The 22951-nt window shown below is 46.2% G+C and carries 20 protein-coding genes and 1 pseudogene; 5 read left to right on the top strand and 16 right to left on the bottom strand.

Annotated features, from left to right (window positions below; genetic code table 11):
• Positions 1 to 807 carry a hypothetical protein gene (locus tag ACWA50_RS09180; RefSeq protein WP_431051826.1) on the bottom strand — a complete coding sequence of 269 codons (807 nt, stop codon included), beginning with the start codon at positions 805 to 807 and terminating at the stop codon, positions 1 to 3.
• Between the two features lie 95 nt (positions 808 to 902).
• On the opposite strand from ACWA50_RS09180, the gene gloA reads away from it, so the two are divergent.
• The 3 genes from gloA to ACWA50_RS09165 all read left to right on the top strand — a co-directional run bounded on the left by gloA (position 903) and on the right by ACWA50_RS09165 (position 3504).
• Entirely contained in the window at positions 903 to 1310 is a 408-nt protein-coding gene (gene gloA / locus ACWA50_RS09175) for a lactoylglutathione lyase (RefSeq protein WP_431051824.1), read from the top strand.
• A 70-nt stretch (positions 1311 to 1380) separates the two neighbouring features.
• Entirely contained in the window at positions 1381 to 2058 is a 678-nt protein-coding gene (gene rnt, locus ACWA50_RS09170; protein WP_431051822.1) for a ribonuclease T, read from the top strand.
• Positions 2059 to 2145: 87 nt separating this feature from the next.
• Complete coding sequence (locus ACWA50_RS09165; protein WP_431051820.1) at positions 2146 to 3504, top strand: Na+/H+ antiporter family protein; 1359 nt, start codon at positions 2146 to 2148, stop codon at positions 3502 to 3504.
• Positions 3505 to 3635: 131 nt separating this feature from the next.
• Here ACWA50_RS09165 and ACWA50_RS09160 read toward each other — a convergent pair whose 3' ends face one another.
• The 13 genes and pseudogenes from ACWA50_RS09160 to ACWA50_RS09100 form a co-directional block, all read right to left on the bottom strand.
• Complete coding sequence (locus tag ACWA50_RS09160; RefSeq protein ID WP_431051818.1) at positions 3636 to 3860, bottom strand: YgjV family protein; 225 nt, start codon at positions 3858 to 3860, stop codon at positions 3636 to 3638.
• A 257-nt stretch (positions 3861 to 4117) separates the two neighbouring features.
• Complete coding sequence (glpK, locus tag ACWA50_RS09155) at positions 4118 to 5629, bottom strand: glycerol kinase GlpK (protein WP_431051816.1); 1512 nt, start codon at positions 5627 to 5629, stop codon at positions 4118 to 4120.
• 21 nt (positions 5630 to 5650) lie between these two features.
• Complete coding sequence (locus ACWA50_RS09150) at positions 5651 to 6448, bottom strand: MIP/aquaporin family protein (RefSeq protein ID WP_431051814.1); 798 nt, start codon at positions 6446 to 6448, stop codon at positions 5651 to 5653.
• A gap of 304 nt (positions 6449 to 6752) precedes the next feature.
• Entirely contained in the window at positions 6753 to 7073 is a 321-nt protein-coding gene (yciH, locus tag ACWA50_RS09145) for a stress response translation initiation inhibitor YciH (RefSeq protein ID WP_431051813.1), read from the bottom strand.
• Between the two features lie 8 nt (positions 7074 to 7081).
• Positions 7082 to 7774 carry an orotidine-5'-phosphate decarboxylase gene (gene pyrF, locus ACWA50_RS09140; protein WP_431051811.1) on the bottom strand — a complete coding sequence of 231 codons (693 nt, stop codon included), beginning with the start codon at positions 7772 to 7774 and terminating at the stop codon, positions 7082 to 7084.
• A gap of 85 nt (positions 7775 to 7859) precedes the next feature.
• Positions 7860 to 9045: pseudogene (lapB, locus tag ACWA50_RS09135) on the bottom strand (lipopolysaccharide assembly protein LapB).
• A 5-nt stretch (positions 9046 to 9050) separates the two neighbouring features.
• Complete coding sequence (locus ACWA50_RS09130; protein WP_431051807.1) at positions 9051 to 9347, bottom strand: LapA family protein; 297 nt, start codon at positions 9345 to 9347, stop codon at positions 9051 to 9053.
• Positions 9348 to 9507: 160 nt separating this feature from the next.
• A complete protein-coding gene (locus ACWA50_RS09125; RefSeq protein ID WP_084257964.1) occupies positions 9508 to 9792 on the bottom strand; it encodes an integration host factor subunit beta in 285 nt (94 codons plus the stop codon).
• A 59-nt stretch (positions 9793 to 9851) separates the two neighbouring features.
• Positions 9852 to 11522, bottom strand: coding sequence for a 30S ribosomal protein S1 (gene rpsA, locus ACWA50_RS09120; protein ID WP_449343096.1), 1671 nt, complete (start codon positions 11520 to 11522; stop codon positions 9852 to 9854).
• A 99-nt stretch (positions 11523 to 11621) separates the two neighbouring features.
• Positions 11622 to 12305 (bottom strand): (d)CMP kinase, encoded by a 684-nt coding sequence (gene cmk / locus ACWA50_RS09115; protein ID WP_431051802.1) that lies wholly within the window; start codon positions 12303 to 12305, stop codon positions 11622 to 11624.
• A 224-nt stretch (positions 12306 to 12529) separates the two neighbouring features.
• Positions 12530 to 13273 (bottom strand): glycerophosphodiester phosphodiesterase family protein, encoded by a 744-nt coding sequence (locus ACWA50_RS09110; protein WP_431051800.1) that lies wholly within the window; start codon positions 13271 to 13273, stop codon positions 12530 to 12532.
• Between the two features lie 55 nt (positions 13274 to 13328).
• On the bottom strand, positions 13329 to 15485 hold the full coding sequence (gene rlmKL / locus ACWA50_RS09105; RefSeq protein ID WP_431054329.1) for a bifunctional 23S rRNA (guanine(2069)-N(7))-methyltransferase RlmK/23S rRNA (guanine(2445)-N(2))-methyltransferase RlmL: 2157 nt from the start codon (positions 15483 to 15485) through the stop codon (positions 13329 to 13331).
• Positions 15486 to 15635: 150 nt separating this feature from the next.
• Entirely contained in the window at positions 15636 to 17048 is a 1413-nt protein-coding gene (locus ACWA50_RS09100) for a cytochrome c peroxidase (protein ID WP_431051798.1), read from the bottom strand.
• Positions 17049 to 17534: 486 nt separating this feature from the next.
• Between ACWA50_RS09100 and pcnB the strand changes: the two genes are divergently transcribed.
• Entirely contained in the window at positions 17535 to 18812 is a 1278-nt protein-coding gene (gene pcnB, locus ACWA50_RS09095; protein ID WP_449343134.1) for a polynucleotide adenylyltransferase PcnB, read from the top strand.
• Complete coding sequence (folK, locus tag ACWA50_RS09090) at positions 18802 to 19314, top strand: 2-amino-4-hydroxy-6-hydroxymethyldihydropteridine diphosphokinase (protein ID WP_431051796.1); 513 nt, start codon at positions 18802 to 18804, stop codon at positions 19312 to 19314. The genes pcnB and folK overlap by 11 nt, the downstream gene beginning before the upstream one ends.
• Before the next feature lie 75 nt (positions 19315 to 19389).
• On the opposite strand, the gene ACWA50_RS09085 is transcribed toward folK, so the two are convergent.
• Positions 19390 to 20700, bottom strand: coding sequence for an HlyD family type I secretion periplasmic adaptor subunit (locus ACWA50_RS09085; protein WP_431051794.1), 1311 nt, complete (start codon positions 20698 to 20700; stop codon positions 19390 to 19392).
• Positions 20701 to 20707: 7 nt separating this feature from the next.
• On the bottom strand, positions 20708 to 22909 hold the full coding sequence (locus tag ACWA50_RS09080) for a type I secretion system permease/ATPase (protein ID WP_431051792.1): 2202 nt from the start codon (positions 22907 to 22909) through the stop codon (positions 20708 to 20710).
• Positions 22910 to 22951 lie beyond the last annotated feature (42 nt).

Raw genomic sequence — 22951 nt, 5'->3', positions numbered from 1 at the left:
TCAAGTTAACCAAAATGGAAAACTGAGTGCCAGAATCAGCAAAACTGCCAAATGCGGCAACCTAAGCGGATTATTTTTGCTGATCGAGCCGCCTAACATGGCAGCGGCAAGCAAATGTACGACAAAATACAGAATGAAACCGCTCAATGGCGTGATAACCGTAATCAAGTTGAAATATAGCAATAACAACACGATCACGCTGTAAACCGCATTAAGCAATAATGTCAACAACATCAGACGGGGCAACAATTGCAACAAGCCCTGCAAACGGTTACGTGATACCCGCAATAGCCAATTCGCCAATACCACGGCTAGAAACAATTGGCTGAACGGGCTGTAAGACAACCATTCCGCCCGCGGCAAATTCCACCAAATCGCAAGATATGCCAGCACACCGAGCAGCGCGCAAACGTTGGCAAACAGTAATAAAGCCCGTTGAAGCCGTTCATCCTCTTTCGGTTGTTGCCATACTGCAAATAACGTTAACAAACCGCTCACGATCAGCAGCATGAGCGGAATATAACGTTTTTCCGCCAATGCGCCGAGCAATAACAGCCCCACCCAATAAAGCGCCAAATACAACGCGGCGTTGACCAAACGGAAACGTTGCCCGTTACAAATTTCGCCTTTGATAAACACCACTTGCAAAACCAATTGTGCGCTCAATACCGCAAAGGCAAAATACGCAATAAAGCGATTTAAATGCGGCAGGGAAAAGAAAAGTGCGGTTTCCGCGCCTAACAGCAAAACCGGCGGCAGCAGAGAGAGTAAGAAGATCCGAATTTTGTTCTCGTTATGGTCTGACATAGAACGTCCAACGTGCTAAAATAAATAGTAATAAATCACAAATTGACATTATAATGCCATATTTATTGTTTCGTTAACAATTTAGGGGACTAATCATGCGAATTTTACATACTATGCTGCGCGTCGGCGATTTGGATCGCTCAATTAAATTTTATACCGAAGCATTGGGAATGCGCGTTCTGCGTACCAGTGAAAACACCGAATACAAATATACACTGGCATTTTTAGGCTATGATGACGAAGATAAAAGTGCGGTACTGGAACTGACCTACAACTGGGGCGTGGGACAATACGAACTCGGCACGGCTTACGGGCATATCGCCATCGGCACCGATGATATTTATGCCACTTGCGACAAAGTGCGGTCTGCCGGCGGCAACGTCACCCGCGAACCGGGTCCGGTCAAAGGCGGTACAACCGTCATTGCCTTCGTGGAAGATCCGGACGGGTACAAAATCGAATTTATCGAAAATAAAAGCGCCAAAGCCGGTTTAGGCAATTAATTTTTTCTGCCGAAATCCGCTGATATGTCGGATTTCGGCGTTTTTTATTCCAGTCAAACAGGATCTTATTTTGACCACTGCCGTGCAAACCGCCGAATCAAACAACACGCAAACCGATTACAATCTTCTGAAAAACCGCTTTCGCGAATATTTTCCGGTGATTATTGATGTGGAAACCGCCGGATTTAATCCGAAAACCGATGCGCTATTGGAAATTGCCGCCGTTACCTTAAAAATGGATGAGCAAGGGCTACTGCAAGCGGATGAAAAATGCCATTTCCATATTGAGCCGTTCCAAGGGGCGAATATCAATCCCGACTCCTTGAAATTCAACGGCATTGATATCGATAACCCGCTGCGCGGCGCGGTCAGCGAAGAAACCGCACTTGGCGAATTATTCAGAATGGTGCGCCGCACCCAAAAAGCCGCCGACTGCAAGCGTTCGATTATCGTGGCACATAATGCCGCCTTTGATCACGGCTTCCTAATGGCGGCGGCGGAGCGCACCCAATTGAAACGCAATCCGTTTCATCCGTTCGGCACCTTTGATACTGCCACCCTCGGCGCTTTTATGTTTGGCAATAATGTGTTGATCAAGGCCTGTCATGCCGCCGGCATCAGTTTTGATCCGAAACAGGCGCATTCCGCGTTGTATGACACCGAAAAAACCGCCGAATTATTCTGTTATATGGTCAATCGCTTAAAAACATTGCGAGGATTTCCGCTATTTGCCGCGAATTCACAATAAAATCGAGAAAATCATTTTATTTTGCTTTACAATCGCTGCGCTTTAATTTTTGTTTTTATATTTTAACCAACTTCAAGGAACCTTATTATGTTACTCACCAACAATGTGGTGTTATCCATTATTCTGCTGTTAGCGCTCAGTTTAATGCGGATTAATGTGGTTATCGCCCTGATTATTTCCGCTTTGGCTGCCGGTTTATTGGGCAGCATGGATATTCAAACGACCATATCCACCTTTACCAACGGTTTGGGCGGCGGTGCTGCCGTCGCGATGAATTACGCCATTCTCGGCGCCTTTGCCGTGGCAATTTCCAAATCGGGTTTAACCGATTTATTGGCAATGCGGGTGATTAAAAAATTAGGCAAACAACCGAGCGAAAAAGCGCTGTTCTGGTTTAAATATTTGGTGTTATTGCTGTTGGTTCTGTTTGCGATTTCCTCGCAAAACCTGCTGCCGGTGCATATCGCCTTTATTCCAATCGTGGTGCCGCCATTGTTAGACATTATGAACCGTTTAAAACTGGATCGTCGTGCGGTGGCTTGCGTGCTGACTTTTGGTTTGACCGCAACCTATATGATTCTGCCGGTCGGTTTCGGGAAGATCTTTATTGATAACATTATCGTCACCAAAATCAATGAAACCGGCGCAGCCTTGGGCTTACAAACCAATGCCGCACAAGTTTCCAGTGCGATGGTAATTCCGGTTATCGGGATGATTTTAGGTTTGCTGACCGCCATTTTTATCACTTATCGCAAACCGCGCAATTATGTTGTCGCCACCCCCGAGCCAACCGCCGAAAGCATTGAACAGCGTATTGCTAAAATCAGCCCGCGCCATGCGGCAATCAGCATTATCGCCATTGTTGCCACCTTTGCCCTGCAACTCTACACCGATTCGATTATTATCGGCGGTTTAGTCGGGTTGGCTATCTTTGCGCTCGGGGGGATTTTCAAACTGAAAGAAAGCAACGATCTGTTCCAACAAGGCTTACGCTTAATGGCAATGATCGGTTTTGTGATGATCGCCGCTTCCGGCTTTGCCAACGTGATCAAAGAAACCGACGGCGTGGCGGCATTGGTGCAAACCTTCAGCGAAACCATTGGTAATGATAATAAAGGGTTAGCCGCAATGATTATGCTGTTAATCGGCTTGTTTATCACCATGGGAATCGGTTCTTCTTTCTCAACCGTTCCGATTATTGCCGCGATTTATGTGCCGATTTGTATCAGTTTGGGTTTCTCCGAATTGGCTACCGTATCCTTGGTTGCCGTCTCCGCCGCACTCGGCGATGCCGGCTCCCCGGCTTCCGACTCCACATTAGGGCCGACCTCCGGTCTCAACGTGGACGGCAAGCACGATCATATCTGGGATTCCGTGGTGCCGACCTTTATCCACTTCAACATTCCGTTGTTAGTGTTCGGTTGGATTGCTGCAATGGTGTTGTAATTCAGTCGGAATACGGATTAGCGTCTACGCAACCGAATTAAAAAACCACTGTCACTAAAACAGTAACAGTGGTTAAAGTAACATCCGAAGTGCGGTCTACGCTTCGCCGTCTTTTAACACGCTCGGTGCGATTACGCCCGGCGTTTTAATTTAATTATCTGATAAATATTCACCACAGTGATAAACACGTTCAGCAACACCACCGGCATCGAGGCAATCAATATCCCATAGACAATAAACATCATTGCGCCAATCGCATTAATCAAACGTAAATACAGCATAGAGCTTAATAAAAATGAACCGGCGACAAATGCAGTTGCAATATACCCAAGAACTTCAATTAAAGTAGCTGACATAATATACTCCGTTTTTTATATTGTTATAAATAAAATAACCGCCTTTTGGGGCGGTTTTCAAGAAAGCGCACAGATTATCAAATCTTGCTCGATCTAGAAAGCAGTTTTGATGATTCTCACCACAAAGTGCGGTCAAAAACCCAAAATATTTGAAATAGATCACATTTTATCCGTGTAAAAACCGCACTTTCGTATAAATAAAATAACCACTGCCCTGATTTGGCACAGTGGTTAAACAAAAATACGCAAAGTGCGGTTTATTCTTCGTCGTCTTTTTCCCAAGCCAGTGCGCGTTTTACCGCTTTCTTCCAGCCTTTATAACGCCGGGCGCGTTTTTCTTCGCAGCCGTCCGGCGTGAAAGTGCGTTCGATACTGGCTTTATCTTTCAGCTCATCCAGATCCTTCCAGAAACCGGTCGCCAAACCGGCTAGGTAGGCAGCCCCAAGTGCGGTCACTTCTTTCACTTTCGGACGTTCCACATCCGCATTCAGAATATCCGCTTGGAACTGCATTAAGAAGTTATTCGCAGTCGCACCGCCATCCACACGCAGTTTTTTCAGGCTATCGCCGGAATCGGATTGCATGGCTTCCAACACATCACGGGTTTGATAGGCAATCGATTCTAAGGTCGCACGTACAATGTGGTTGCGGTTCGCACCACGTGACAAGCCCATAATCGCCCCGCGCGCATACGGATCCCAATATGGTGCGCCCAGTCCGGTAAAGGCCGGCACGACATAAACGCCGTTGCAATCCGGCACTTTTTGCGCGAAATACTCGGAATCATAGCTGTCATGTACGATTTTCAATTCGTCACGTAGCCATTGAATCGAAGCGCCGCCCATAAAGATTGAGCCTTCCAGCGCATAACAGGGCGAACCGTCGCTTTTACACGCAATGGTGGTCAACAAGCCGTTTTGCGAACGTACCGCTTTGTCGCCGGTATTCATTAATAAGAAACAGCCCGTGCCGTAGGTATTTTTTGCCATTCCCGGATTCACACACAGATGTCCGTAAAGTGCGGCTTGCTGATCGCCGGCAATTCCTGCCACCGGAATCCGCACCCCGCCTTGCCCGCCGATGTTGGTTTGTCCATAAATCTCGGAGGATTTTTTCACCTCCGGCAACATCGAACGCGGCACACCCAAAATTTCCAGCATTTTCTCGTCCCATTGCATGGTATGAATATTGAACAGCATAGTTCGGGAGGCATTGGTATAATCGGTGACATGGGCGCGGCCTTGGGTTAATTTCCATACTAACCAAGTATCTACCGTGCCAAACAACAACTCACCGCGCTCTGCTTTTTCACGCGCCCCTTCCACGTTATCCAAAATCCATTTAACTTTGGTGCCGGAAAAATACGGGTCAACCACCAAGCCGGTTGTGGCTTTGATATATTCTTCATGTCCGTTTGCTTTCAGCCGCTCGCAAATATCGGCAGTACGGCGGCATTGCCACACAATCGCATTGTAAATCGGTTTACCGCTCTCCTTTTCCCACACAATCGTGGTTTCACGTTGGTTGGTGATACCGATTGCCGCAATACTGTCCGGTGTAATGCCCGCCATTGCAACCGCTTCATTCAAGGTTGAACTTTGTGTCGCCCAAATCTCCATCGGGTTATGCTCAACCCAACCGGCTTGCGGATAAATTTGGGTAAATTCACGCTGTGCCACGCTCACCACATTGGCATCATGATCCAAAATCAATGCGCGCGAGCTGGTTGTTCCTTGATCTAACGCAATAATGTATTTTTTGTCAGACATAATCATCTCCTGTTATTTTAATTAGTCGATTTGGCAAGTGTTACAAGGTAAATTTTTATTAATCAAACGTTGGTAGGCATAAGCCCCGATCAAAGCGCCGATAATGGGAGCAAAAATCGGAACTAATGCGTAAGGTACTGCTTGCCCGCCGGTCATGGCAATATCCCCCCAACCCGCCAAATAAGCAAACAATTTCGGACCAAAATCACGTGCCGGATTCATCGCAAACCCGGTCAAAGGGCCCATTGCCCCGCCAATGGCTGCAATCAAAATCCCGATTAATAATGGCGCTAACGGTCCACGCGGCAAACCATTACCGTCATCGGTCAACGCTAAAATCAACGCCATTAGAACGGCGGTGATCACCATTTCCACGGCAAATGCCTGAGCCAGCCCCAATGCCGGATGCGGATAAGTTGAGAATGTTCCGGCGAGGCTTAAACTCTCTTGGCTGCCACGCACAATATTATTCACCGTTTCAAATTCAATAAATAAATTGCGGTATAAAAAGTAAACCAGCGCTGCCGCACAAAATGCACCGGCAACCTGTGATAAAATATAAGGCAGGACTTTTTTGCCGTCAAAACAGGCAAATTTCCATAGTGCAATGGTGACGGCAGGATTCAAGTGTGCTCCAGACACCCCCGCAGTCGCATACACCGCAAGGGCAACCCCCATTCCCCACATAATACTGATTTCCCACTGTCCAAAACCAGCGCCCGCCACTTTCAAAGCGGCGACACAGCCAACTCCGAAGAAAATAAGCAATCCCGTTCCTAAAAACTCGCCGATACATGCGGCTTTAAGCGATCTTTCCATTTCAACATCTCCGTGCTTGGTTAAACAAAGTTAAGTCAAACGAACATTTAAATTTTCTTTTTAGAAAATTTAAATGCAATTTAACCAATATCATTATTTTTAGAAAGCGTATTATTTCGAGATTGTGATATCTATCAAATTATTTATTTGATAGTAATTTTAAATGGTTATAAATAACGGAAGGTAATCACACAAGTAAATTTATTTCAATAACGAAAATTAGTGATTCAATTAAAAAGAAAAGCGTCTTTGCTAATATAATCAGCAAAGACGCCAGTGGTTATACTGCTATTCGGTAGATAGCTCAGCCGCCGGCCAACTTGACCTGATAGCCTTTTTGTTGCAAAAGCTGCTTTAATAATTCACGGTTTTCGCCTTGGATTTCAATCGTGCCGTTTTTTACCGAACCGCCGCAGCCGCAGCGCTTTTTCAACTCCGACGCTATTTTTTCCAATTCGACACTCGGCAAAGCCAAGCCGGTGATCACGGAAACGCCTTTGCCTTTACGTCCGCTGACTTGGCGTTGGATGCGCACAATACCATCGCCTCGGGCAATCACTTCTTGCGGTTTTTCCGCTTTCACCCGACCGGTTGCGGTGGAATAAACGAGAGGGTTATTCGACATTTTCAACCTTAGGCAATCGCAGCATTAATACTTTTTAACACCCCGACCGGATCTTCCGCCAAGGTGATCGGGCGACCGACAACCAGATAATCCGAACCGGCTTCGATGGCTTCTTTCGGGCTCATCACCCGACGTTGATCGCCAAATTCCGCCCCTTCGGGACGAATGCCCGGGGTGATCAATTTGAAGTCTTTGCCACAGTTGGCACGCAAAATCTCGACCTCTTGCGGCGAACATACCACACCGTCCAATCCGGCACGCTGGCTCAAACGCGCCAAACGAATCACCTGCTCCATTGGGGAGGCATTCAAACCGATTTGCAATAAATCCACATCTTCCATGCTGGTCAACACCGTGATAGAAATCAAAATCGGCGCTTCTTTGCCATACGGCTCAAGGATTTTTTTTGCCGTTTCCATCATGCGCAAACCGCCGCTGGCATGGACATCGACCATCCACACGCCCAAATCCGCCGCCGAGCGCACCGCTCTTGCCACCGTGTTCGGAATATCATGGAATTTCAGATCCAGAAACACATCAAAGCCACGGCTATGCAGTTGTTTGACAAAATCCGTTCCCAAAGTGGTAAACATTTCTTTGCCGACTTTTAAACGGCACAAGCTCGGATCAATTTGATCCACCAAATTCAGGGCTTGCCGTTCCGTTTCATAATCAAGTGCAACGATAACTTTACTGTCCATACTGTTTCCTTTTTATTTAGCTGAAATACGAGGGTCTGTTTATCTTCATCTTAAATGTGGCTGAGCACATTTTTGCCAAAATTATTTACTGATACTGCCCGTCCACCGGTTTGATGGTTTCCCATTTGTTGCACGACGGACAATTCCACACCAAGCGGTGGCTACGATAGCCGCAGTGGGAACAGCGGTAGGAAAAACTTTGCCCGATTTTATTTTCGACCAGCTGCTGTAAACGCACCAAACTCTCTTTGGCCCCGGCCATTTTCCGCCTCATCAATATCGTATTGAATCAAACGGTTGAAAATATCCATACTCGGAATGTCATTGAGTTGCTGATATAAATTCGCCTGTGCAACGGCGGCACCGCTCTTTTTATCAATCAATTCGGCTAATGCCAGCTCGATTGCCCCGCTTTTGTATTGTTGTTTAGCTTTGATTAAAAATAACTCATAATTATTTTCTTGCTGTAATTGCTGGTAACACCATTTCAAGTGCGGTAACACTTCCGATAAAAAAGCCGGATTTTGTGATAAAATGTTTTGAAAATGTTCGATCGCGGTTTGAAATTGCTGTTCGCGCATTTCGATATAGGCTAATTCGATTGAGGCTCTAACACAATCGGCAGACACCTCTAACGCACGGGTTAAATAATGTTTGTTCTCTTTGCTCGGTAATTCTTCGGCGGCAACATATTCGCAATAATAATGCGCCAATTCGGTATTATTCGCTTTGGGAAACACTTTCTGACGCTTTTCCGTGACATCTATCGCTTTTTTCCATTCTTTGGTTTTCTGATAGATTTTTGCCAGTTGTTTCAACGCATTATTGGCAAATTCCGGCTCATCAACCAGACTGATATAAATATTTTCCGCCCGGTCCAAAAAACCGACTTTCATATAATCAAACGAAAGTTGCTGTTTGGCTAATAATTTCTGATCAAAACTGAAATTCGGATCTTCGACTAAATTTTGGTGAATACGAATCGCACGATCCACTTCGCCGCGCGAACGGAATAGATTGCCGAGGGTTAGCGAGGCTTCAAATTGCGAGTCGCTGTGAATGTCGTTTTCATTTTCTTGTTTTTGCAGCATATCCAAAAACAGATCCACCGCCTTTTCTTGTTGGTTAGAAAGCAAAAAATTTACCCCGGTGACATAATCACGGGACAACTTGTTGCTGACTTCGTCCTGCCCTTTTTTAGCATTACGATACCCCATATACCAGCCATAAAGGGCGGCAACGGGCAATAACAGGAAAAGTAATTCAAGCATTGAGATTACACGACTGTTTTATCACGGCTAGCGGTCAATTCAGTGATTTGCTGCGTTTGACGGTTAATTTGGCGGGTCAAGCGGAAATTTTTGACTTTCAGGCGTAATACAAAGAATGCACAGATTAGCCAACCGAGTAATAAGCCCAAACCAAATAAAATGGCGGCAAGCGAGGATAATTGCAATTCGCTTTTTGCGATGATGTAGTTAAATGAAATCACCTGATCATTATCCGCACCAATGGTAATCGCCACAATGACAATTGCCAGTACGATAGCAAAGCCTAAAATGTATTTAATCATTCTATTCTCCTGAATTTTATAGCAAACACCCCCCTATTATGCCAAAAATCATATCAAGCATATAGATAAATCCGCGATTTATTTCCGTTTAATCGAAAAAGTGCGGTTTGCTCAATTGCAGGCAATAAAAAACGGCACCATTTAAGTACCGTTTTATTATTTAATTGGACTGATTCACGCGCTCTCTCAGCTCTTTACCCGCTTTAAAATGAGGAACATATTTCGCGTCCAAATCCACTTTGTCACCCGTTTTCGGATTGCGTCCGACACGTGGCTGACGGTAGTGGAGCGAAAAACTGCCGAATCCGCGAATTTCAATGCGATCCCCGTTTTCCAGGGTTTGCGACATGGATTCAAGGATACTCTTAACTGCATTCTCTACGCTTTTCACCGGAATCGTATGATTTTGTTGAATCAAACTCTCGATAAGCTCTGATTTAGTCATGCTGCCTCCTCATTTTGAGCGGATACCGCACTTGGTATCCGCATGTGAAGTTCAATTAATTATTCGCTTTTAGACGCCGCTTTGAATGCTTCAGCCATTGCATTCGGAATAGCTTCTTCTTGCTTGTTCACATTTGCAACTGCCGCGCTGTCTTCCGCTTCGTCTTTAGCACGCACTGACAGGTGTACGGTACGGGATTTACGATCAACACCGGTGTATTTCGCTTCAACGACATCGCCAACGCTAACCACGGTAGTCGCATCTTCAACACGCTCACGTGCTAAATCAGCCGCGCGTACATAACCTTCTGCACCGCCTTCCAGTTCTACTTTAACACCTTTCGCGTCAACTTCAACCGCTTTCCCGGTTACAACCGCGCCTTTTTTAGTGGCAGCCACGAAGTTGTTGAACGGATCTTCTTCTAATTGCTTGATACCTAAAGAGATACGCTCTTTAACTGCATCAACTTGCAGCACAACGGCAGCCACTTCGTCACCTTTTTTGTAGTTACGAACCGCTTCTTCACCGGCAACATTCCAAGAAATATCAGACAAGTGAACCAGACCATCGATACCGCCTTCTAAACCGATGAAGATACCGAAGTCAGTAATAGATTTGATTTTGCCTTCAACGCGATCACCTTTTTTGTGGGTCTCGTCGAATTGCTGCCATGGGTTCGCTTTACATTGTTTCAAGCCTAAAGAAATACGACGGCGTTCTTCATCGATTTCCAATACCATGACTTCGACTTCATCACCGACGCTAACCACTTTAGACGGGTGAATATTTTTGTTGGTCCAATCCATTTCTGAAACGTGAACCAAACCTTCAACGCCGTCTAAAATTTCAACGAAGCAGCCGTAGTCGGTCAAGTTAGTCACTTTACCGCTTAATTTGCTGTTTACAGGGTGATTTTCAGCGATAGCAACCCAAGGATCTTGACCTAATTGTTTTAAGCCTAAAGATACGCGCGTGCGATCACGGTCGAATTTCAATACTTTAACGGTGATTTCGTCACCGACGTTCACGATTTCGCTTGGGTGTTTAACGCGTTTCCAAGCCATGTCAGTGATGTGTAACAAACCGTCTACGCCGCCTAAATCGACGAACGCACCGTAGTCGGTCAAGTTCTTAACGATACCTTTAACCACGGCGTCTTCTTGCAGATTTTCCAACAGTTGTTCGCGTTCTTGGCTGTTTTCGGTTTCGATAACCGCACGACGGGAAACAACAACGTTGTTGCGTTTTTGATCCAGTTTAATTACTTTGAATTCTAACTCTTTACCTTCCAAATGCAAGGTATCACGGATTGGACGGGTATCTACCAGATAACCCGGTAAGAATGCACGCACACCGTTCAACTCAACTGTGAAGCCGCCTTTCACTTTACCGTTGATTAAACCGATAACAGTCGCTTGTTCTTCGTAGGCTTTTTCCAGTTCGATCCAAGATTCATGGCGAACCGCTTTTTCACGAGACAGCTTGGTTTCACCGAAGCCGTCTTCAACAGCGTCCAATGCCACTTTTACTGAATCGCCGACGTTAACTTCCAATTCGCCTTGGGCGTTCAGAAATTCTTCAACAGGAATTGCGGATTCAGATTTTAAACCTGCGTCAACCAATACAAAACCTTTTTGGATAGCAACAACAGTACCGTTAACGATAGAACCTTGACGGGTTTCAAGTTCTTTTAGGGATTCTTCAAATAATTGAGCAAAAGATTCAGTCATATTTAATCTTCAAATAAATTAATAACGTCCATTCGAATTCCTTCCAAATGGGGCTGTTTCAATCGGTTCGTTCGTCCTTGAACAAACCATAAAAATCAATCAGGCAGTCTTGCGAATGCGTTGATCGACATATTGTAACGCTTTTTCGACAACTTCGCTAATACTTAATGCGCTCGAATCCAATAAAAATGCGTCGTCCGCCGGTTTTAACGGGGCGACTTCCCGATTTCGGTCGCGAAAATCGCGTTCTTTGATTTCGCTTAGGATTTGATCATAATCCGCCGCCACGCCTTTTTGTTGCAGTTGTTTAAAACGGCGGTCGGCACGCTCTTCCGAGCTGGCATCCAAAAAGATTTTCACTTGCGCCTGCGGAAACACCACCGTGCCCATATCGCGCCCGTCGGCGATCAGCCCTTTTTCGCTGCCGAAATCCCGTTGCCGTTGCAATAATGCCGAGCGCACTTGCGGAAACGCTGCGACTTTGGAGGCATTATTGCCGGCGATTTCGGTGCGGATTTCACTGCTGACATCTTCACCGTTTAATAATACTTTCACCGCACCGTTTTCCGGCACAAAGCGGATATCTAATTTCGCCGCCAACGCCGCAAGTGCGGTTTCATCGTCCAATGCGACCGCACTTTTCACCGCCGCCACGCCCAACACGCGATAAATTGCGCCCGAATCCAACAGCTCAAAGCCCAACTTTTCCGCTAATGCTTGGCATAACGTTCCTTTACCGACACCGCTCGGACCGTCGATGGTGATGACAATATTTTTTTGCATTTTTTTCTCTCAAGTTTATAGCGGGAATTACGTCCCTCAGCCTGTCGAATCAAGTTCAAAAATGTATATTATCGTAAGGGCGGATTAGATATCCGCTCGAACCACACTTTACACTTTTTCCTTATTAATTAAATGATTATACCGCACTTCGCAAACGGGCGGATATCTAATCCGCCCCTACTTAGACTTATCAACTCAATTTATACTCAAAGAGCACAGCATAATTAACCCTGCCGATAACGCGCTGCAAACAAATGCGGCACGTCGCTAAACACGGCGAACACACCCCAGTTAAACAATTCATTGGCACGCATGGTGCTGTTGACGGTATAAACCGCCACTTTATAACCGTCGTTGTTGAAACGGGCGACCGTTTCACGGGTTAAACCATCTTGTGATAAATGAATATATTCCGCCCCAACCCATTCCAACGTGGTAATCGCGTCGTCTAACGATTGATAAGATTCGTACAAACACGCCACCGCAATTTGCGGACAACGCTTTTTCAATTCCGCTAAGAACAAGAAGTTGAAACTGGAAATAATCACTTCACGCTCCGGGTCGAGTGCGGTCAATGCCTGTTGCAAGCCGTCCAATAATTTTAACGCCATCGCTTTGCCGGCTTCGCAACTTTTGATTTCGATATTGCCGTTCAATTGCTGTTTATTCATCAATTCCACCAATTGATTTAAGGTCGGCAACGGTTCGCCTTGAAAATCTTCGCCAAACCATGCGCCGGCGTCTATGCCCGGCAAATCCGCTTGTTGCAAGTGATAATACCCACCGCTGCGATTGGTGCAACGATCTAAAGTGGAATCGTGGGTTAAAATCACCGTGCCGTCGCCGATCACGTCAATATCACACTCAAACCAGTTGATATGGTATTCTTTGCACAATTTAATCGCCGCCAGCGTGTTTTCCGGCGCCAGCCCCGACACGCCGCGATGGGCGTAAACGCGATTGTTCATGTTTTCTCCTTTTGTTTTATATTATTAATCAGCCCCTCTAGAGCTTTTTTGATTATTATAATGTCGTGATGATCCAACAATTATGAATCTGTTTATTACGCTCAAAATCCAGCGGTAAGGTTTTTGCGCTGATTTCGGTCGCTTGTAAGCCAAGTGCGGTCAAGCCGTCGAAATCCATTTTGAAGCCGCGTTTGTTATTGGAAAAAATAATCGTACCGTTCGGACGGATAATGTTTTTCAACATCGTCATCAGATGAAGATGATCGCGCTGCACGTCCCAACTCTCCTCCATGCGTTTCGAGTTGGAAAACGTCGGCGGATCGACGAAGATCAGATCATATTGTTGCTTACATTCTGCTAGCCATTGCAAGCAGTCGGCTTGAATAATCTTGTGCTGACGGCTTTCCTCAAAGCCGTTCAGGATTAAATTTTGCTCCGCCCAGTTGAGATAGGTATTTGACATATCCACCGTTGTGGTGGTTTTTGCACCGCCCAACGCCGCATGAACCGTTGCCGAGCCGGTGTAGGCAAACAGATTGAGAAAATCTTTGCCTTTCGCCATTTCGCCGACCATTTTGCGGGTGAGGCGGTGATCCAAAAATAGACCGGTATCGAGATAATCGGTCAGATTGACCCACAATTTTGCGCCGTATTCTTGCACATCAAAATAGTCGCCCTGATTGCCCAGTTTTTCATATTGGCTGCTGCCTTTTTGTTTTTGCCGCACTTTCAGCACCAGTTTATTGGTATCGACACCGGTGACTTGCAAGGTTGCACTGAGCGCATCGAGCAAACGCTGACGCGCTTTCGCCGGATCAATATTTTTCGGCGCGGCATATTCCTGCACCACGATATGATCGGCATACCGATCCACCGCCAGATTATATTCCGGCAGATCGGCATCATATAAACGATAAGCGTCCAGCCCCTGTTGCTGCGCCCATTTCTCGATCTTTTTGATATTTTTTTGCAAACGGTTGGCGAAGTCTTGCGCCAAACCAGTGCCTGCCGAAGCCGATAATTCTGCTTGAACCGGCGCTGGGTGATCAAGTGCGGTCGGATCTTGCGCTTTAATTTGATAATTTTTTTGCAAGCACTCCAACGGTCCATTCTTTGCTTTAAACTGGCGGTGCGAACGCAATCGGATACAGCTCAACAATTCCGGTTCGGCACTAAAAATCGACGCGTTCCAGCCGCCGAACTGCTCTTTTAAGCGCTGCCCGAAAACCGAATACAGCGCAATCAACGCCGGTGTTGTGCCTAAACGTTCACCGTATGGCGGATTACATACCACTGTGCCGATTTCATCGGCGGCACACGGATTTTTCAGTGCGGCGATGTCGCCCTGTTTGAAACGGATTAAATGTGCCACGCCCGCTTGTTTGGCGTTGCGCTGCGCTTTTTGTAACACGCGGTGATCGAGGTCGAAACCGTAAAAGTGCGGTTGCGGATTTTTTTGCGCCTGCTGTTCGGCTTGTTGTTCCGCTTCTGACCGCACTTGTTGCCAGCATTCAAAATTATGCCCTTTCCAGTGATCAAAGCCCCAATGCAAACGCCCTAATTGCGGTGCGATTTGCGCTTCCATTTGCGCCGCTTCGATTAGCAACGTGCCGGAACCGCACATCGGATCAACCAACGGCGTGCCTTGTTCCCAGCCGGAACGCAAAATCACCGCCGCCGCCAAGGTTTCACGCAACGGGGCTTTGCCGCTTTCCTCACGATAACCGCGCAAATGCAATGCCTCGCCGCTGAGATCGAGCGAGATTATCGCGTCTTCGCGGTTGAGATAAACGTGAATGCGAATATCGGGATACTCTTTTTCTACGTTCGGGCGCGCTTCGCCTTTGCGTTCAAAGTAATCCACTATGCCGTCTTTGACGCGCATTGCGCCGAATTGGGTGTGGCGAATGGCTTGGTTCGTGCCGTTAAAATCGACTAAAAACGTGCTTTTGCTGTCAAAATGTTGTAGCCAGTCAAATTGGGTGATGGTCGAATAGAGATCCAAGTCGTCATAGACTTTGCTTTGGGTTAAGGGCAATAAAATGCGCGAACTCAAGCGGCTCCACAGCAAAGTGCGGTACAGCGTGCTGTCGTCGGCTTGATAGGCAACGCCGCCTTGCTGCAATTGACATTCTTGCGCACCAAGTGCGGTCAGTTCGGCTTTTAATAATTCTTCAAATCCACGCGCGGTGGTGGCAAACAATGTATTCATCGTTTTCATGGGATAATCTGTTCTCGATTCGACGGTTAATTGGGGCGCAGTATAGCAAAATTGGGGGGAATTAGCAGGGGGATAATGCAGGATCAGATAAATAAAGCAAGCCGCCATTGAACGACTTGCTTATTGTTTTAGTATCAGATATTAAGGTTTACTGTTCTCATTCAACAATAGCTTGCCCTGATATTCACCGGTTAAGCTGTGCAAAAACTCAACCATGTCGTTCACATCTTGCTCCGGCAGCACCACACCGTTTTGGTATTTCAACATGGTTGCTACCGCTTGCGGTAAAGTTTCGGTTTGCCCATCGTGGAAATATGGCGCGGTCAACGCAATGTTGCGCAGGCTTGGCACTTTGAAGCGGTGCTTATCGCGCGGATCTTGGGTTTGATTGAAACGACCCAAATCGTCAGCGGTAATTTCCGTGCCGCGATCCGCAAAATAATCCGCCTTCGTGCCCATCAATTCATAGGACGTGCCCCCCATATTGATTCCGCTGTGGCAGGTGTCGCATTTGTATTGTTGGAACAAGGCATAGCCGTGTTTTTGCTGTGCGGTTAAGGCGTTTTCATCGCCTTTTAAGAATTGATCAAACGGGCTGTTCGGCGTGATTAAGGTTTTCTCGAATTCGCCAATCGCGTCGGTGATATTTTCTCCGGTGAAGCCGTTCGGATAGACTTGTAAGAATGCCGCTTTTAAGGCTTGATCTTGATCCAATTTGGCAATAATTTCGTCCCAATCTTTTGATCCCATTTCCACCGGATTAAACGGAGGACCACCGGCTTGATCGGCAAGCGTTGCCGCACGACCATCCCAGAACTGTACGAAATTGAACGCGGCGTTATACACCGTCGGCGCATTGATACCGCCTTTTTGTCCGTGAATACCGGTTGATGTCGGCAGATTATCCACCCCACCGCTATTCAAACCGTGGCAACTGGCGCATGCAACGCTGCCATCGCCGGAAAGTGCGGTGCTGTGATAAAGCACGTTACCCAACGCCACTTTCGCCGGATTGGTTTCAATGCTGTCGGGAATCGGTTGGATAAAGCGATCGGCGGCTACGCCGGCGGTTTGCGGCAACAAATGATCTTGCCGTTGCTGACGAATCCAATCCAGCACTATTTTTTGCTCATTGGTATCTAATGATGATCCCCAGTGCAGATGAATAAAGGATTTCATCGGCATTTCATCATTCAATACGACACGTTCCAGCTTCGCCAATGCCGCCGCCGACAGATTTTGCGGTTGGTCAAAATGCGCGGTGATTTCGCTTAATAAAAAGTGATCCAACGCCTTATCAATGTCATTTTGCATAATGCCGTTGATCACCGGCAGCTGAATATAAAACGGCACTTCGGCGTTTTGCGTGTGGCAATATTGGCATTGATTATCATAAAACACCCTTTCCACCGCTTTTGCCGCCGGATTTTGTACCGCACTTTGCGCCAACAATTTATCACGTTGTTGGTTATCAAACTGATTAACATAAGCCACCGTCGCCAAAAACCCGATGACTCCCAAGCCAATCAACGAAAAAATCAGCTTTTTCTTCATATAAACCCCTTAACAGTAAAAAATGAATATGACTTAAATACCCCTACTACTTCCGGGGTAGTTTGGCTGATTTATTGTGTTTTTTATTTGATTAATATCAAGGTTTTTAATTTGCTTAACCTATCACTGCAATAGGCTTATTTTTATTATGGATATTCAGCCGGCCACGCTTTGTGATTTTTGTATTTGCAACGCCGGCAATTTGGGCTAAAATTCGGGGCAAACTTATCCGATAATTATCAAACAGCTGTTATCTCAGCGAGGTGTCCCATTTTAACGTTAATCAAACAATTTTTCGGCAAAAAAAACAAAGCAAAAAGCCCGCCGAAAAACGATGAAATCCAACATGCTACGCACTCCCATAAAGCGAAAATCCGCCCAAATCCGAATTTGGAAAACCAACCTAAACCGAAACGCAAAGTGCACCATCATGCGGTGCCCCATAAATATCATCTGAAAGCGGCGGAATACGGCATTTATCCACGCATGATCCAACGCAATGCGTTGACCGTGGTGGAAAAGTTACAACGTAATGGTTATGAAGCCTATGTGGTTGGCGGCTGTTTGCGCGATTTATTATTGGAAAAACAGCCGAAAGATTTTGATGTCGCGACCAATGCCAGCCCCGATCAAATCAAAAAAGTGTTTCAACGCCAATGCCGCCTGATCGGACGGCGTTTCCGTTTGGCGCACATTATGTTCGGGCGCGAGGTAATTGAAGTGGCGACCTTCCGCGCGGATCATCAAGACGAACATAAAGGCGAACTATCGCGTCAAAGTTTAGACGGCATGCTATTGCGTGATAACGTGTTCGGCACATTGGAAGAGGATGCCAAACGACGCGATTTCACGGTTAATGCGCTGTATTACGATCCGAAACACAATATGCTCATTGACTATTTCAACGGCGTGGAGGATTTGCGCAATGGTAAATTGCGTTTGATTGGTGATGCGGAAACCCGCTATCAAGAAGATCCGGTGCGCATGCTGCGCGCCGTGCGCTTTATGGCAAAACTGGATATGTTTTTGGATCGCGACAGTGAAGCGCCGATCAAAACCTGCGCCCCGTTACTACGCAATATTCCGGCGGCACGTCTGTTCGACGAATCGTTAAAATTACTGCAAAGCGGCTGCGGGCTGCAAACCTATGAGTTGCTCAATCAATATCAACTGTTGCCGTATCTGTTCCCGACGCTGATCCCGTTTTTCACCGGCAAACAAGATTCGTTGGCAGAGCGTATGATTCGTACCGCACTTCAATCAACCGATGAACGAATCAAAGATAATTTACGGGTTAATCCGGCATTTTTATTCGCCGCATTTTATTGGTATCCGCTACGTGAAAAAATGGATCAACTGAAAAACGAGGCCAATCTCAACAATTACGATGCGTTTTCAGTGGCGGCAAGTGAAGTTTTGGACGGTTTATGCCTTGCCTTGACCGTGCCGAAACGCTATACCTTGGTGGTGCGCGAAATTTGGTCGTTACAATTGCAACTGCCGAAACGCAGCGGCAACCGTGCGGAAAAAACCATGGCGCAAGCCAAATTCCGCGCCGGATATGATCTGTTGGCAATGCGTGCCGAACTGGAAGGCGGCGAATTGATCGAGCTGACCACATGGTGGCACGAATACCAACTCAGCAATCCGCAACAGCGTGAAAATTTAATGGCGGAGCAAAATCAACGCGATCCGCAAGCGAAGAAAAAACGCCGTTACCGTCGCCGCAAACCAAGCAATCGAGCGAAATCCAATGCTGAATAACAAGCCGAGTAATATTTTGAAAGCAACAGCTTATATCGCACTGGGTAGCAACTTAGCCAATCCGCTTGAACAATTGCAAAGTGCGGTTGAAGCGTTAAATGCGTTGCCGCAAACCGAAGTCACCGCGGTGAGTTCGTTTTATCGTAGCAAACCGCTCGGACCGCAAGATCAGCCGGATTTTATCAATGCCGTCGCCGCGATTGAAACCGCGCTTTCACCACTGGATTTATTGGATCAGCTGCAACACATCGAGCAACGGCAAGGACGAATCCGCTTACGTCGCTGGGGTGAACGTACTTTGGATTTGGATATTCTGCTGTATGGCGACAACATCATTAATAACGAACGCCTGACCGTACCGCACTATGATATGCACAATCGCGAATTTGTGATCGTACCGCTATATGAAATCGCAACACTGTTGCGCTTGCCGAATGGAGAAAAATTAGCGGACTTAGCCGATAAATTCAAACGGCATAATATGGAAACTATCGCAATTTAACAACAACTTAGCACGCAAAACAAAACGGGATAATGCTCGTGTCATTATCCCGTTTTGCACCTTCAAAAATATAAACTAGCGCTCTTGCAATGCCTGCTTCAAGCGGGTGATCGGTTTGACTAAATATTGGAATACGGTTTTTTCACCGGTTTTGATATCAATCGTGGCAATCATACCGGGAATAATCGGCAATTCTTTTCCGTTTTTATCGGTTAAGGTGCTTGATTCGGTAGTTACCAATACCCGGTAATAGGCTTCATTAGCATTCAATTTTAAATCACTCGGTCGTTTTTGGTCGTGTAAGGTGTCCGGACTGAGTAATGTCACCACGCCATCCAAACCACCATAAATGGCGTAATCATATGCCGACAACTTGACTAGCGCTTCCATTCCCGGACGGACATAAGCGACATCACGCGGGCTGATATAAGCTTCAACCACCAATTTTTCTTCCACCGGAACAATTTCCATAATATCTTGCCCGGCACTGATTACTCCCCCGATAGTATTGATCCGAATATTTTTCACTATCCCTTTAAGTGGGGAGCGGATCAAGGAACGCTCTACCGGATCAGCTCGCATTGCCATATTTTCCCGAGCTTGTTGCAATTCGGTTTGAACCCGAACCAATTCACTATTGGCGTCGGTCACATATTTGTTTTGCCGTTCAACAATTTGCAATTGCAATTCACTGGATTGGCGACGCATTCTCAGCACTTCGACTTCCGATACCGCCCCTTTGGCTACCATTGGTGTTGTCATCGCAATTTCTCGATCCAGCAATTTTTTACTTTCACTCAAACTATTGATCGACTCTTTTAGCGCTTGTTTATGTGAATTATAGACCGCAGTTTCCCGGTCAACTAGCTCTTGCGGCGTATCTTCGGCAAACTTAAGAACTCGATTATAGGCTTCGGCTTCCAAGCGCGTTACAACCGCCGCCAAGTTCTGCACTTTAGCTTGACTTTCGCGCAAACCGGCTGAGCTACGGGTATCATCCAATTTCAATAGGACTTGTCCTTTTTCAACCAAATCCCCTTCTTTAACTTGCATTTCACTTAAAATCCCCGGGTCTAGGCTCTGAATCACCTGTTCACGGCTACTCGGAATAATGCTGCCCTGTCCGCGGGTAACTTCTTCCAACGGACTATTGTATGCCCAAATTAAAAATACGGTTAAAAAAGCAAACAGTAAAATAATTCCCCAAAACAACCCCGTATGTTTTTCCTGTTGGATGGCCGCATTCAGGTCGGTTAACAGCTTTAAATCCCGTTTGCTGTACTTTTCTTTGCTCGGTGTATTATCGGTAATCAATTGCTGATTGACCGCACTTGGTACTGTTTTGCCTTTGGTCGTAACCGTTGTTTCTTGTTTTTCTGACATCATTCTTTTCCTACAGCGTTACATCAAGTTGGGTGGTTTGTTGCTCGGGTTGTTTTACTTGCGCCTGTGCGGCTTGAGCTTGCTGTTGTTGCTTTCTTTCATTTTCGGCCAATTTTTTCAGCACTGCGTCACGAGGCCCATCCATCACAACTTTGCCTTGGTCAATAATCACGATCCGATCGACAATTTGTAATACTTGTGGTCGATGAGTCACGATCACCATCGTACGGTTGCGACACCAATTAGCAATCACTCGTAATGCTTGAATTTCACTGGCTTGGTCAAGTGCGGTTGTCGGTTCATCCAATAACACCACTTTGGGGTTACGTAATAACATTCTCGCCAGTGCAATCACCTGTTTCTGTCCGCCCGATAATCCTAACCCATTTTCGCCCAGCGGCATATCCAAGCCACGCGGGTGATTACGAATCAGTTTATCCAAACCAAATACCGTCAAAGCCCGAATTAAATCCTGATCGCTCGAAAAACCGTCCATACGGGCTAGATCCATATTCTCGCGCAAACTGCCTAAAAACAGGCGTGGATTTTGTTCTAACAGCAAAATTTGATTACGTAGGAAATTAGGATCTAGCTGGCGTAAATCCACACCGTCTAAGGAAATAGTCCCTGAGTTCAAATCATATAACCCCGAACCGGCTTTCAGTGCGGTCGATTTCCCACTGCCGATTCGCCCTAAAATCCCGACTTTTTCTCTCGGGCGAATGGTTAAATTTAATTGGCTCAACGCCGGAGCGGCGTCCTTGTCGTAAGAGAAATTAACGTTGTTAAATTGCAGTTCGCCCTGAACTTGTTCAAGAGTGACGTAATTGCGCTCGCTATCGCGATCCGTTTTGCGTTCAATAATGCCGTTAACGCCCTTCAAGGCAACCCAAGCCTGTTGAAAGCGCACTGCCAAACCGGCAATTTGTCCGACCGGCGCAAGGGCGCGCCCGGATAGAATCACCGCCGCAATCAATGCCCCCATAGTGATTTTTTCCGTCGGATCTTCACTGTGTATCAGATAAGTACCGTAAACCACTAAAAATACCGTATTCAGTTGTTGCATTGCGGTGGCAAAGTTAACCACGAAGTTACTGGTATCTTTCAGTTTAATCGACGAAGCGGCACTGGTTGCGGTGTAGTGATCCCAACGTTTTTGCGCCCATTTCGCCGCATTATTGGTTTTCAGCGTTTCCAAGCCTTCAATTGCTTCTACTGCCAGCCCTTGACGTTGTGATGACTCTTTCATTGATTCATTGATGTATTTGGCTAGCGGGCCTTGTGCTAAAAAACCGACCAAAATCACTAACGGAATAATAACTGATGGTACAATCGCCAAATTGCCTGCCACTAGCCAAATCACCGAAATAAAAAGCAGTAAGAATGGCAAATCGACCAAGGTTAGCAAACTTGCGCTGGTCATAAAATCGCGCACTGATTCAAAATCACGTAAATTACTGGCATAAGAACCCGAAGATGCCGGGCGTTCTTGTAATTTTAACCCGACCACCCGCCGAAAAAGCGCGGAACTAATAATTAAATCCGCCTTCTTACCGGCAATATCCGTTAAATGCCCTCGGATCATTTTCGCAATAAACTCAAACGTAATCGCAATAACCACACCAATACTCAAAACCCACAAGGTGTTATACGCTTGATTAGGAATCACCCGGTCATAGACATTCATCACATAAAGCGAGCTGACGAGCGCCAAGAAGTTAATGATAAACGTGGCAAGAATAACCTGATAGTAATAGCGTTTAAAACGCCAAATCACCTTAAAAAACCATGCCTTCGGCATTTTATATTCCGGCAGTTCCGAACGGGCGTCAACCCCAATTTTCGGTTTGATAAACCAACAATATCCAAGGTATGTTTTCACTAAATCCGCGTGGTTGATACGCTGGGTCAAACCGTCCAATTGCTGAATGGTATATACTCGCTCTTGCCCATATCCTTCTATTGCAATAATCACCGCCGCCTCTTCATTTTGCAACAGCACCACCGCCGGCATTGCCAAAGAGGGGATATCTTCTAACGCCCGTTGTGAGATCGTATTTTCAAACCCTTCACTTTTTAAAAACTCTTGCAATGAAGAAAAGTTAATTCCCATATCGTTATTGCGGATAACATTCGCGGTTAACGTCGCGACAGAAAGTTGCGAGCCCACCAATTGTGTTGCCAGAGAAATATTTTCAATAATTAGTTTCATCGTTATTATGCTTCTTTAAAAGGAAAAGCAATAAAAGCAGAA

This window comes from Testudinibacter sp. P17/SS/0325, from assembly GCF_053570765.1.
This window is presented reverse-complemented; position numbering and strand designations above follow the sequence as displayed.

What these genes read in the sequence shown, in the direction of transcription:
- ACWA50_RS09180 (WP_431051826.1), bottom strand. Translation starts at nt 807, where the DNA reads ATGTCAGACCATAACGAGAACAAAATTCGGATCTTCTTACTCTCTCTG.
- gloA (WP_431051824.1), top strand. Translation starts at nt 903, where the DNA reads ATGCGAATTTTACATACTATGCTGCGCGTCGGCGATTTGGATCGCTCA.
- ACWA50_RS09165 (WP_431051820.1), top strand. Translation starts at nt 2,146, where the DNA reads ATGTTACTCACCAACAATGTGGTGTTATCCATTATTCTGCTGTTAGCG.
- ACWA50_RS09160 (WP_431051818.1), bottom strand. Translation starts at nt 3,860, where the DNA reads ATGTCAGCTACTTTAATTGAAGTTCTTGGGTATATTGCAACTGCATTT.
- glpK (WP_431051816.1), bottom strand. Translation starts at nt 5,629, where the DNA reads ATGTCTGACAAAAAATACATTATTGCGTTAGATCAAGGAACAACCAGC.
- ACWA50_RS09150 (WP_431051814.1), bottom strand. Translation starts at nt 6,448, where the DNA reads ATGGAAAGATCGCTTAAAGCCGCATGTATCGGCGAGTTTTTAGGAACG.
- yciH (WP_431051813.1), bottom strand. Translation starts at nt 7,073, where the DNA reads ATGTCGAATAACCCTCTCGTTTATTCCACCGCAACCGGTCGGGTGAAA.
- pyrF (WP_431051811.1), bottom strand. Translation starts at nt 7,774, where the DNA reads ATGGACAGTAAAGTTATCGTTGCACTTGATTATGAAACGGAACGGCAA.
- ACWA50_RS09130 (WP_431051807.1), bottom strand. Translation starts at nt 9,347, where the DNA reads ATGATTAAATACATTTTAGGCTTTGCTATCGTACTGGCAATTGTCATT.
- ACWA50_RS09125 (WP_084257964.1), bottom strand. Translation starts at nt 9,792, where the DNA reads ATGACTAAATCAGAGCTTATCGAGAGTTTGATTCAACAAAATCATACG.
- rpsA (WP_449343096.1), bottom strand. Translation starts at nt 11,522, where the DNA reads ATGACTGAATCTTTTGCTCAATTATTTGAAGAATCCCTAAAAGAACTT.
- cmk (WP_431051802.1), bottom strand. Translation starts at nt 12,305, where the DNA reads ATGCAAAAAAATATTGTCATCACCATCGACGGTCCGAGCGGTGTCGGT.
- ACWA50_RS09110 (WP_431051800.1), bottom strand. Translation starts at nt 13,273, where the DNA reads ATGAACAATCGCGTTTACGCCCATCGCGGCGTGTCGGGGCTGGCGCCG.
- rlmKL (WP_431054329.1), bottom strand. Translation starts at nt 15,485, where the DNA reads ATGAATACATTGTTTGCCACCACCGCGCGTGGATTTGAAGAATTATTA.
- ACWA50_RS09100 (WP_431051798.1), bottom strand. Translation starts at nt 17,048, where the DNA reads ATGAAGAAAAAGCTGATTTTTTCGTTGATTGGCTTGGGAGTCATCGGG.
- pcnB (WP_449343134.1), top strand. Translation starts at nt 17,535, where the DNA reads ATGATCCAACGCAATGCGTTGACCGTGGTGGAAAAGTTACAACGTAAT.
- folK (WP_431051796.1), top strand. Translation starts at nt 18,802, where the DNA reads ATGCTGAATAACAAGCCGAGTAATATTTTGAAAGCAACAGCTTATATC.
- ACWA50_RS09085 (WP_431051794.1), bottom strand. Translation starts at nt 20,700, where the DNA reads ATGATGTCAGAAAAACAAGAAACAACGGTTACGACCAAAGGCAAAACA.
- ACWA50_RS09080 (WP_431051792.1), bottom strand. Translation starts at nt 22,909, where the DNA reads ATGAAACTAATTATTGAAAATATTTCTCTGGCAACACAATTGGTGGGC.